Origin of the sequence: Brevibacterium sp. 1718, from assembly GCF_051131255.1 — a bacterium.
Classification (GTDB): Bacteria; Actinomycetota; Actinomycetes; order Actinomycetales; family Brevibacteriaceae; genus Brevibacterium; species Brevibacterium sediminis.
The window spans coordinates 4,090,659-4,102,143 of record NZ_CP186550.1 but is presented as its reverse complement, the minus strand read 5'-3'; the positions used below and the strand labels follow the sequence as shown (position 1 = coordinate 4,102,143).

Genomic DNA, 11,485 nt, shown 5'->3' with positions numbered 1-11,485 from the left:
TCACCTCTTCGGCTTCAGTGTGTTCGTCAGTCCGTCGCCGATGAGCGCCAGCGCGAAGGACACGATGACGACGGCGAACCCCGGCCACAGGATGAGGCCGTAGTTGCCGGTGCCCATGTACTGCTGACCGTCATTCATCATCTGACCCCAGTCGGCGGTCGGCGGGACGATGCCCATGCCGAAGTAGCTGAGGGTGACGACGACGCCGATGTTGAGCACGATGTCACTCATCGCGTAGATGACGCCCTGGCTGACGGTGTTCGGAATGATGTGGCGGGTGAGGATCCGGGGAGTGCTCAGCCCCGAGGCGCGGCAGGCGGAGATGAACTCCTGCTCTCTCAGGACGAGCACCTCGCCGCGGACTATGCGGGCGTAGGCCACCCAGGACACGGCGCTGATGGCGACGAAGATGCTGCCCATTCCGTTGCCCATGACGAAGACGAGCACGATGACCAGGACGTAGAACGGGAAGGCCGAGACGATATCGGCCAGGCGCATGATGACGATGTCGACCCAGCGACCGAAGTACCCGGCCAGCGAACCGAGGGCCGTACCGAGGATGAAGGGCACGATGACGGCGACGACAGCGACGATGAGGTCGACGCGACCGCCGTGAAGGAAGCGGGAGAGGACGTCGCGTCCGAGCTGATCGGTGCCCAACGGGTGTGCGACCGAAGACGGGGCGAAGGTGTTGAGCAGGTCCTGCCGATTGGGGTCGTCGGTGACGAAGAGCGGTCCGACGGCGAGCAGCAGCACCATCGCACCGAGAATGAACGCACCGATCCACAGCTGCAGATTGTGCCGTCGCAGGAATGCCGGCAGGGGAAGCGTGAACCGCGCGGTCGGCGTCGCTCGGGACGCAGTGCCGCCGCGAGTCCGCGGCGGTTTCCCGTTGGGGCCACCGGCACCGGTCGCCGTGGGGGAGGCCATCGGTTCGCTCATCATGCCCCCAGCCGCACGCGTGGATCGACGATGCTGTAGACGACATCGGTGAGCAGGTAGACGAGGACGACGAGGACACCGAAGATCACTGTCAGCGCCTGCACGACGTCGTAGTCGCGAGCGAGGACGGCTTCCATGAGGAGTGAGCCGACACCGGGGATCGCGAAGACGTTCTCGACGACGAGGGCACCGCCGACGAGGTGACCGACCTGGATGCCGAGGATCGAAACACCCGTGATTCCGGCGTTGCGGAAGGCATAGTCGATCACCGTCCGCTTCCTGCTCAGTCCCTTCGACAGGGCGAAGTTCGTGTACTCGGCCGACATCGAATCGTTCAGTGCCGCCGTGAGGCTGCGGATGAGCACGGGGCAGATCGTCAGCGCGACAGCGAGACCGGGCAGGACGAGGGAGTAGAGGTGCTCTCCGAAGTTGCTGCCGTAGCCGCCGACCGGGAAGATGCCCAGGTTCACCCCGAGGACGAGGATGAGCAGGGTGCCGACGAAGAAAGCCGGCATGCCCTGGACGGTGGCGGCGAAGACCCTGGACACGATCGCCGAGGCGGCAGATCGTTTCGCCGCCACCCACAGTGACAGCGGGACGGAGATGACGACAGCGAACACCAGAGACACGAGCATGAGCAGCAGGGTGGCCGGCATCCGCAGCTTCAGCAGCTCGAGGACGGAGGTCTGGAAGATGAATGACTGTCCGAAGTCACCGACGAGGAGGCCTGCGAGGAACTGGAAGTACTGGATGATCATCGGTTCGTTCAGGCCCCAGGCCTGACGAAGCTGAGCGACGTTCTCCGGAGTGGCTTTATCGCCGAGGTATGCGGCTGCGGGATCGCCGGGAGCCAGCTTCATGAGGATGAAGGACAGCGTGGCGACACCGAGGACGATCGGAATCATCAGCAGCACACGCCGGAGGATGTACTTGCCCACACCCACCCCTTCGCTGTGTGGCCTGGATTACACCTGTCATTCTATTCGCAATATTGCTTGTCGCGGTGGTCCGGGACGCGGCGTGTCGACCTCTACGGGGCGGCGATGACGGAGACGATCGTCTGGATCTGCGGAATGAGTTCCTCGAGGGTGCGGCCCTGCCTGTTCAGCCACTGATCGAGCTGCGCGGCGGACAGAACTGCCATGACCGCCTCAGCGCGGGTCCGAACCGGATCGGACGGGTTCGCATCTGTCGGCTCGGGGGCCGTGGGCGTCCACATCTCGGCGATGAGGATCTCCACGTGGCGACGCCAGAAGGGGTAGCTCTGCCGGTCGAATCGGCCTTTCGGCGAGCTGCTCTCGGTGAGCAGGACGAGGTCGAGGTTGCCGGCGATGTGCCGCAGGTACGCATCGACGAAAGCGGTGAGGCGCTCGCCCCCCGGAGCGCCCGGGCCCAGGGGCGGAGGGCCCTGGAGCATGCGGGCGTGCATGTCCCGGACCCGGTCGTCGAGCAGAGCCGAGGCAATCCCAGGCTTATCGGTGAAGTTGCGGTAGAGAGTGCCTTTGCCGACCCCTGCCCGCCGGGCCAGCTCATCCATCGTCAGCCCGTCCACTCCCTTGTCGGCCAAGAGGCCGGTGGCGGCATCGAGGATCTTCCGACGATTGCGCTGCGCATCGGCGCGCAGAGGGGCCTGCGAGGGAACCAGAGGGAGAAACTTCCCGTTCCCTCTTCCACAACCGGACTTCGGTCCGTTAATGTCGTCCATATACGGACTATAGTCCGAATCGGATTCGACTTCGAGGAGGCAGCAATGACATCGATCATCGTCAACGAACACGGGGGACCCGAGAAGTACGAGGTCACCGACGACTCACCAGCGGGTGCCGCTGCGCCGGCCGATGGTCAGCTGCAGGTCGGCCTGAGTCTGGCCGGGGTGAATTTCCTCGACGTCGTCCAGCGCCGTGCCGCCCTGCCCACTCCCTTCCGCCCCGGAGTCGAAGGTGTCGGCACGGTCACCGCCGTGGGTGCCGGAGTCGACGGCTTCTCCGTCGGCGACCGCGTCGGCTGGATGACCGGCGGACAGGGCAGCTTCTCATCCACAGCTCTCGTCAGGTCGGACAAGGCCGTGCCGCTGCCGGATGACATCGATGATGAGACCGCTGTTGCGGCACTCATGCAGGGCATCACCGCCCACTACCTGATCACTGACACCTACCCGGTCGCATCCGGCGAAGTCGTCCTCATCCACGCGGCCGCTGGCGGACTCGGTCAGCTGCTCACCCAGATTGCGGTGCTCAAAGGTGCCACGGTGATCGGCACGACCTCCTCCGAGGCCAAAGCAGAGGTCGCCCGGAAGAACGGCGCCGCCCACGTCTTCGGCTACGAGGACTTCGCTGACAAGACCCGCGAAGTCACCGACGGCCGGGGCGCTTCGGTCGTCTACGACGGGGTGGGCAAGACCACCTTCGACGGCGACCTCGAAGCCGTTGCCACCCGCGGCACCATCGTCGTCGTCGGCAACGCCAGCGGACCGGTCGACCCGGTCGACGTCAATACCCTCAACACCTCGGGCTCCCTCTTCCTCACCCGGCCGACCGTCGTCGACCATGTCAGGACGCCCGAGGAGCTGCGCTCGCGCACCGACGAGATCTTCGAATGGATCCGCAGCGGAGACCTCACCGTTCACATCGGCGACCGATTCCCCCTCGCCGAGGTGGCCGCCGCCTTCACAGCACTCGAATCCCGGGCGACGACCGGAAAGATCATCCTCGAACACTGATCGAGGAGGAGCAGAGACTCAGCGCAGCACGAACCCGGGCACGAGATCATCGAGCGGGTCGACCTCGAACGTCGAGGTGGCCACCCGGTGGGCGCTGCCGGTGACGACCGGGATGACGCCGTCGGCGGTCTCTTCGAGCACTCGCGCCCGGAATCGCGTGCCGACGATCGACTCATGGACGAGCGTCTGCCCCGGCGCGAGCTCACTGGCGGCATGGAGTGCGGCGACCCGAGCCGCCGTTCCCGAACCGCACGGTGAGCGGTCGACCTGACCGTCGGCGAAGACCGTGACATTGCGCTGATGCAGTTCGCCGCCGGGCAGAGTGCCGAACCGGTCGACGAAGATCGTGCCGTAGACACCGGAGAGCCGGTCATCCTCGGGGTGGACGGTGTCCGGATGATCGGCGAGACCCGCCTTGACCTCCCGGCCCAAGGCAATGAGCGCCGTGAGATTCTCGGGGATGACTTCACAACTCATCTCGCCGAGGCGGCCCACCTCGTCGGCCTGGGAGGAGCCGGCAGCGGCACCCAACTGAGCGATGTCGACGAGCGCATAGATCGCCCCGCCCCACGCGAGGTCGACCGTGATCGGCCCCCGATTCGTGTCCACAGTGATCCCAGAGCTGAAGAGCCGGCTGGGCACGTTGACGAAGTCCACCGAGGCGGCCCGGCCCTCGGCGTCCGTGTGCACCTGCGCGCGCACTCGACCCGAGGGCACGTCGATCGTGACCTCCGTGGTCCCGGACGGGTCGACGGCGACGATCCCGGAGGATACCGCCCATGCGCCGAGCGCCATCGTCCCGTGACCGCAGGCCGTGGAGAAGCCGTCCTTGTGCCAGAACAGAACTCCGAAGTCAGCCCCGTCGTCATCGGGTTCGGTGATGAATCCGCCGTACATGTCCGCATGACCGCGCGGTTCGAAGCACAGCAGCCTGCGCAGATCATCGGCCGCCGAACCGGGCCCGGCCAGTTCCCGCCGCTCTGCCACAATCCGACCGGGGATCTCGACCGGGGGTTCGGCGATGATCCGGAACGGTTCGCCGGCGGTATGGAAGTCGACGCTCGTGCAGATCGTGCTCACAGCCCCATTCCCACTCTCAGTCCTTCCAGCACCGCCGCATGCACATTGCGGGAGGCGACGGCATCACCGATCCGGTAAAGCGTGAACGGGTGCCCCGCCTCAGCGGAGGTGGTGACGGTCGTCGGTTCCGCGACTGCCGTCGCACCAGGGTGAGTGCTCGTCACACCGGCGTATTCCGGTTGCGGTTGTCCGTGCACCCACGCTTCGAGGTCCGTCGCCCCGTGGTTCGTCGACCGCGACTTGAGCTCGAAATAGACCTCATCGTTCGGCGTCGTCCCGAAATCGACGACCACGGCATCGGTGACGACTTCCGTCTCCCGATCCGAATAGTCGTTGTGCAGCACCGCCACGATCTCCTTCCCCTCGATCCGCGGCTTCGTCGCCAACCGTTCGCCGAGGCGGACCTCGACTCCGAATTCGGAGAACACCTGAAGATAGGCGGGAGAGTTCATCGACCCCACGTCGATGCCGATCGTGCGTTCGGGGCTGACATAGGTGACCTGCTGGCCGGCTCGGGCCAGGCGTTCGACGGCGTCGAGCGCCGGATAGAACCCGTGGTCGTCGAAGACGAGCACCCGCTGCTTCGACTTGAGTCGGTCGTCCATGACGTCCCAGACGTCGAAGCTCGGGCCCTGTTCACGGAAGGGATACCCGGCATCGGGAACCCCTCCGGTGGCGACGATGACGACGTCAGGGTCGAGTGCGAGGATGTCGTCCGCCTCGGCGAAGGTGTTCAGTCGCAGGTCGACACCGTGCTTCCGGCATTGCTGGACACGCCAGTCGATGATGCCGATGAGATCGCGGCGGCGCTGCGAGCGAGCGGCGATGCGGACCTGCCCGCCGGGGGCGTCCTCGGCCTCGAGCAGGGTCACCCGGTGACCGCGCACGGCCGCGACACGGGCGGCTTCGAGCCCGGCCGGACCGGCGCCGATGATGACGACATGTTTGGGCCCTGTCGTGACGTCGCGGGGAACCTCCTGCGGCAGATCGGCCTCCCGGCCGGTAGCGGGATTGTGGATGCAGGTGGCCGAACCTGAGGTGTAGATGGAGTCGAGGCACATGTTGGCGCCGACGCAGGGACGGATATCGTCCTCACGTCCTTCGGCCACCTTGCGCGCCAGGTGCGGGTCGGCCAGCTGCGCCCGGGTCATCCCGACGAGGTCGAGGCAGCCATCGGCGATCGCGAACCGGGCGGTCGCGGCGTCGGAGATGCGTGCGGCGTGGAGGACGGGGATGTCGATGGCCTCGCGGATGCGACGGCAGGTCTCGAGCCAGGGGGCCGAGGGGGTGCCCATGCCGGGGATCGCCTCGGCGAGCTGACGGTCCGAGTTGATCATCCCGACGTTGAGGTTGAGGAAATCGATGCCGTGATCGGTGTAGGTCCGGAGGATCTCGGTGGCCCTCGCTTCGTCCATGCCGTCTTCGCGGCGCTCGTCGACGGCCATGCGGATGCCGAGGACGAAGTCGTTGGGAACTGATGCACGCACGGCGTCGATGATGCGCATCGGGAACTTGATGAGATTCTCCAGTTCGCCGGAGTACTCGTCGTCGCGGTCGTTGAGCCACGGGGCGAGGAAGGAATCAAGCAGGTGACCGGCGTGCATGACCTCGAGTCCGTCGAATCCGGCGGCGGCGACGCGTTCGGCGGCGGACGCGAAGTCCGCGACGATGCGATCCATATCGAAGTCCTCGAGTGCCTTGGTGAACGACCGGTGAGCAGCCTCCCGGGTCCGAGAGGCCGAGACCAGCGGCAGCCAGTCGCCGGCGAAGTTCGAGGATCGGTGGCCCAGATGGGTCGCCTGGATCATGATCGCCGCGCCCTCGTCGTGGCAGTCGTCAGCGATCGCGGACAGCCACGGAACCACCTCGTCGGTGGACAGGTCGATATTGCCGAACGCGGCAGGGGAGTCCTTCGACACGATGGCCGAACCGCCGATCATCGTCAGGCCGACACCGCCGCGGGCCTTCTCCCGGTGATAGAGGCGGTAGCGGTCCTTCGGCAAGCCGAGTTCGGTGTACGCGGGCTCGTGCGAGGTCGAGACGATGCGGTTGCGCAGCGTGAGTCTGCCGAGTTCGAAGGGCTGGAGCAGCGGATCGGCGGACACGTCGGTCGCAGACGTGGTCGGTGCGGGTGTGCCGGTTGCGGGGTCGGCGGTCATGGGTTCCTCCTTCATTGCAGGAACGTCACTGTGGGTTCGACTCCGTGGGGAGTCCGGGTAGGTAATCGGTTACCGACTACTTAGTTCAATGGTGCGATCTCGCGGTTATGCTGTCAATAGTCGCCGACCACGATTCGAAGGGGAGTGTGCGATGGAGCGAGTGAGACCGCAGGCCGAATCGCTGCGCGAGCAGGCACTGGGCATCATCCGCGATGCCATCACCTCAGGTGAGCTCGCCGAGGATCGCATCTATTCGGCAGCGGGCCTGGCCAAGCAGCTCGGCATCTCACTCAGCCCGGTGCGCGAGGCGATGATGGCGCTCGTCACCGAAGGGACCGTCGAGGCCGTGCCCAATCGCGGCTTCCGTCTGGTCACCATCACCGAGGCGGACCTCGAGGAGATCATCGCCATCCGCGTTCTTCTCGCTGTCCCCGCCGCCCGCAGTCTGGCAGAGGCCGGCAGCGATGACATCGTCGGTCGCGGCCTGGGAGCTGGCGGTGTGCAGGCGGTGACTGACGGGTCGGTGACCGAGACCGGCAAGGCAGCGACCAAATGCGAGGCGATCGACCGACTGCGCGAACTCGCCGAGGCGACCGTGGACGCGGCCGAGGCCGGCGAGTTCGCCGATTTCTACACGCAGGACCGCAGGTTCCATGAGGCTCTTCTCGAGCACGGCCTCGGCGGGCGTGCCGCCGCGATCAGCCTGCGCCTGCGCGATCAGTCACGCCTCTACCGGCACCAGGATCAGATCGGGGCCATCGCGGTCGATTCCGCTCGCGAGCTGCCGAGGATCGTCGACCTCATCGAGTCCGGGGACGCCGCCGAGGCGGCCGACCTCGTCACGTCGAACCTCTACTTCTTCAAACGCGTCCCGGCCACAGCCGACGGCGAAGGCTGATTCGTCACTGTCAGAACGGCCCAGTTTCGGCTGAGTAGCCCAGTTTCGAACATGGGCTGCTCAGCTCAGAGTGGGCTGGTTGTCTCAATCGGCTGTAGTGCGAGCCGAGAAACGACGAAACGACGCTGGGCCGCCCCGAAACGGGACGGCCCAGCGTCGTTTCACTCGATCAGGTATCGCAGTCGATCAGGTTCTCACCTCGATCAGGCGGGTGCCTTGTCGGGGTCGATGTCGACGATCGGCATGGACTCGATGTCCATATCCGGGTTGTCGGCCTGAGTGCGAGCCAGCTCCTCGGCCTCCTCGTGGGTGTTCACCGTCGGGAACGAGCCCGGCAGCGGTCGGTGCGCCGATTCCTTCATGAGCAGCACGGCGACGAGTGCGACGACCGAGAAGAACATGATGTAGAACGCGGGCATGTACGAGTTGCCGGTGACATCGATGAGCGCCTGGGCGAACAGCGGCGTGGTGCCGCCGAACAGAGAGACGCCGAGGTTGAACGTCAGGCCCATCGCACCGTAGCGCGACGCGGTCGGGAACAGCGCCGGCAGGGTCGAGGCCAGGCAGGCGATGTAGAACCCGGCGGGCAGGGCGACCATGAACAGAGCCACCATCACTGCCCACATCTCACCGATCTGCATGACGGCGAACGCGGGAACGATGAGGACGATCGTCATGATGGCTGCTGCCAGGAAGACGAACTTGCGGCCCATCTTGTCGGAGAGTTTGCCGATGAGCGGCAGGCACAGCGACATGACGACGAGGACCGGGATCGTGGCCACGGCCGCCTGGACATTCGAGACCTTGACGGTCTCCTCCAGGTAGGTGGGCATGAAGCTCGTCAGCGCGTAGCCGACCGTCTGGGAGCCTGCGACGACGGCGATGCCGATGAGGATCTCTTTCCAGAAGTGACGGATGACGCCGATGAGGCCGTGGCGGGCGTACTTGTCGTCCTTGACCTTGACGTCGCGGCCGGCTTCCTCGCTCGATTCGAAGCTCGGGGTCTCCGGGATCTTCAGACGGAACCAGATGGCGACGGCGCCGAGCGGGATGGCGATGAGGAACGGGATCCTCCAGCCGCCGTCGAGCATGGCGTTCTCGCCGTTGATGGACGTGGTGATCACGGTCGTGAGAGCCACGGTTCCGGCACCGGCGGCGAAGCCCAGGTAAGAGCCGACATCGAGCCAGGAGGCCCAGTAGCCGCGGGACTTGTCCGGAGCGAACTCCGAGACATAGGTGGTGGCACCGGCGTACTCGCCGCCGGTGGAGAAGCCCTGGATCATCTTGAGCAGGTAGAGGGGGACGATCACCCACAGGCCGACCTGGGCCGCGGTGGGCAGGACGCCGATGAGGGCGGTGGCGGTGGCCATCGTGGCCATGGTGAAGAACAGGACCTTCTGGCGGCCGATCTTGTCACCCAGCGGTCCGAGCACCATGCCGCCGAGCGGGCGGACGAGGAAGGACACGGCGAAGCCGAGGAGGGTCACGAGCAGACCCATCTGTCGGTCCATGCCTTCGGTGAAGACGGAGGTCATCGTCACGGCCAGGTAGCCGTAGACGCCGAAGTCGAACCATTCCATGAAGTTGCCGACTGTGGTGCCGCCGATGGCGGTGCGGATCGATTTGCTTTCGACGACGATGCAGTCATCGGCCTCGAACCGCTTCTGTTTCTTTATTGCACGCCGTTCCTTGCGGGTCGGCTTCTTGTCTTTCTGCGCGGGTCTGTCGTGGCCTTCTGACATCAGTGGTTCCTCGTTTCAGCTGCTGCTAGGCAAGTTGCAGGGCCGAGTCGCCGGAATGGTGCGAACTCTGCGCGGCAGTTGCTGTCGGATTTCGACAATGCAGAACATCCTTGCTTGGTACTCAGGGAGTGTCAATAAAAATTGTGACACAGTTCACGAGGAATGCGCCGGATGGCAGATAGCTTCGTTGAAATTCGTCCAGTGGTCCAGAAAATACGCAAGAAATATGTTGCCTAATTCGCAGTGGCACTTGTCCAGTGGCGTTGTCGGCAGCGACCGGCGGCCACGGGGTGGATGGTGACTGCGCGAAGATCAGTTCCTGACGACGCGATAGGTCGCGAGGCCGGGATCGACGGCGCCGCGGACGTGGCCGGACGGACTCGCCGCCACGGCCTGGAGGAAGTCGACGGTGTCGGCGGTGATCTCCTCGCCGGGCAGGACATTGGGGATGCCGGGCGGGTACGCGGCCAGCGAGCTCACGCTCACCCGTCCGACCGCCTCGGCGGCGGTGACGAGTTCGGAATCGGCGAAATACGCCTCACGCGGTGTCATCGCCAACCGGCCGGGCGTGGGCAGCGGCGGGAGGGAGGCTGCCGGGCTCGTCACCGTGGCGGAGTCCGCGGTTTCGAGTCGCATGGTCTCCAGGGCGTCGATGAGGCGGCCGATGTCCGGGGACTTGCCGATGCCGATGAGGGCGACGAGGGTGGTCGCCGTCGACATCTCGGGGAAGATGTCGAATTCCTCGGCCAGGCGTTTGCGCACCGTGTGACCGTCGAGTCCGGTCGCGGTGATGTCGATGGGCAGGCGGAACGGGTCGATGTCGACGACGTCGGCATGACCGAGGAACTCGCCGGACAACAGGTGGTAGCGGTCGGTGGCTTCGATCTGCGCACGGATGTGGCGGATGTTCTCCAGCGAATCCGTGATCGCCTCGGTCGAGGTCATGAGTGCGCGGCGGGCGAGGTCGATCGAAGCCATGAGATGGGCGTTCTCGCTCGTCGAAGCGGTCATCATAAAGGCCCGGGCCAGCGCCGGTTCGAGGCGATCGGCGAATTCGGTGTCGCCGAGGTGGAGGAACGCGGACTGGGTGAGCGAGCCTGCGAGTTTGTGCGTGCTCATGATGACGATGTCGGCGCCCTGGGTGACGGGGGAGGCCGGCAGGTCAGGGTGGAAGCCGAAGTGGGCACCCCAGGCGGCGTCGACGATCAGTGCCGCGCCTGCTTCGTGGGCCGCCTCGGCGAGGGCTTCGACGTCGGCCACAGCGCCGAAGTAGCTCGGGGTCACGAGGTAGACGGCGGTCACCGGCTCGGGGTGATTGCGGATGGCCAGGCGCAGGGCGTCGGGGGTGACACCGTGGGCGATGCCGTTGACTTCGTCGACGTTGGGGTAGACGAAGCCGGGGTTGAGCCCGGCCAGCACGATTCCGTCGATGAAGCTCGAATGCGCGCTGCGCTGGGCGACGACGCCGGACCCGAGGGTGCCGATGGCCAGGGCGGCCATGCGGTTGCCCTGCGAGGAGCCGTTGGTGAGGAACCAGGTGCGGCGGGCGCCCCAGGCCTCGGCGGCCAATTGCAGGGCTTCGTCCTTCGGGGTGTCGACGCCGAGGTCGATGCCGTCGAAGAGCGGGGGGATGTCCAGGGAGAGGGTGTGCTCGCCGAAGAATTCGGCTTGACCTGCGGAGATGCCCTCGGTCGTGCCTCCGTGTCCGGGGGTGGACAGGAACAGCGAGTTGCGGTCGGCCGCGTGCGCCAGAGCTTCGGCATAGGGCGCGCGTGACTGCGTGAGGGCAGGATGCATCGGCGACCCCGAGGAGGAGTGCGGGGCCGGGGGCATGGGGGAGTCCTGGTGCACGGTCATGCGTCCAGATTAAGGAGGCGAGCAGGTACGAGAGAATAGCAACTTTCCTCTGTTGCTCTATAGTCAGTATTGAACTCAATGGGGGAGA

9 protein-coding genes are annotated in these 11,485 nt (G+C 65.8%); 2 read left to right on the top strand and 7 right to left on the bottom strand.

The genetic code is table 11. The features are described from left to right. The 3 genes from ACOZ9V_RS18410 to ACOZ9V_RS18400 form a co-directional block, all read right to left on the bottom strand. Window positions 1–930, bottom strand: a complete 930-nt coding sequence (locus tag ACOZ9V_RS18410; protein WP_181271874.1) for an ABC transporter permease — start codon at window positions 928–930, stop codon at window positions 1–3. Between the two features lie 11 nt (window positions 931–941). After that, complete coding sequence (locus ACOZ9V_RS18405) at window positions 942–1,880, bottom strand: ABC transporter permease (RefSeq protein WP_139467525.1); 939 nt, start codon at window positions 1,878–1,880, stop codon at window positions 942–944. A 92-nt stretch (window positions 1,881–1,972) separates the two neighbouring features. Beyond that, window positions 1,973–2,647 carry a TetR/AcrR family transcriptional regulator gene (locus ACOZ9V_RS18400; protein ID WP_181271875.1) on the bottom strand — a complete coding sequence of 225 codons (675 nt, stop codon included), beginning with the start codon at window positions 2,645–2,647 and terminating at the stop codon, window positions 1,973–1,975. Between the two features lie 45 nt (window positions 2,648–2,692). On the opposite strand from ACOZ9V_RS18400, the gene ACOZ9V_RS18395 reads away from it, so the two are divergent. After that, entirely contained in the window at window positions 2,693–3,661 is a 969-nt protein-coding gene (locus ACOZ9V_RS18395; RefSeq protein WP_434592425.1) for a quinone oxidoreductase family protein, read from the top strand. Window positions 3,662–3,679: 18 nt separating this feature from the next. On the opposite strand, the gene ACOZ9V_RS18390 is transcribed toward ACOZ9V_RS18395, so the two are convergent. Further along, window positions 3,680–4,741, bottom strand: a complete 1,062-nt coding sequence (locus ACOZ9V_RS18390) for a proline racemase family protein (RefSeq protein ID WP_229664143.1) — start codon at window positions 4,739–4,741, stop codon at window positions 3,680–3,682. Beyond that, the gene (locus tag ACOZ9V_RS18385; protein WP_219922420.1) at window positions 4,738–6,900 is read right to left on the bottom strand and encodes an FAD-dependent oxidoreductase; all 2,163 of its coding nucleotides are present in this window, start codon (window positions 6,898–6,900) and stop codon (window positions 4,738–4,740) included. Before ACOZ9V_RS18385 ends, ACOZ9V_RS18390 begins: the two co-directional genes overlap by 4 nt. Window positions 6,901–7,051: 151 nt before the next feature. Here ACOZ9V_RS18385 and ACOZ9V_RS18380 point away from each other — a divergent pair, with 151 nt between their 5' ends. Beyond that, window positions 7,052–7,798 (top strand): GntR family transcriptional regulator, encoded by a 747-nt coding sequence (locus ACOZ9V_RS18380; protein ID WP_181271877.1) that lies wholly within the window; start codon window positions 7,052–7,054, stop codon window positions 7,796–7,798. A gap of 203 nt (window positions 7,799–8,001) precedes the next feature. On the opposite strand, the gene ACOZ9V_RS18375 is transcribed toward ACOZ9V_RS18380, so the two are convergent. After that, window positions 8,002–9,540: an MFS transporter gene (locus ACOZ9V_RS18375; protein WP_181271878.1), complete on the bottom strand. Its 1,539-nt coding sequence runs from the start codon at window positions 9,538–9,540 to the stop codon at window positions 8,002–8,004. 312 nt (window positions 9,541–9,852) lie between these two features. Continuing rightward, a complete protein-coding gene (locus tag ACOZ9V_RS18370; RefSeq protein ID WP_434592420.1) occupies window positions 9,853–11,397 on the bottom strand; it encodes an aminotransferase class I/II-fold pyridoxal phosphate-dependent enzyme in 1,545 nt (514 codons plus the stop codon). Window positions 11,398–11,485: the final 88 nt, after the last annotated feature.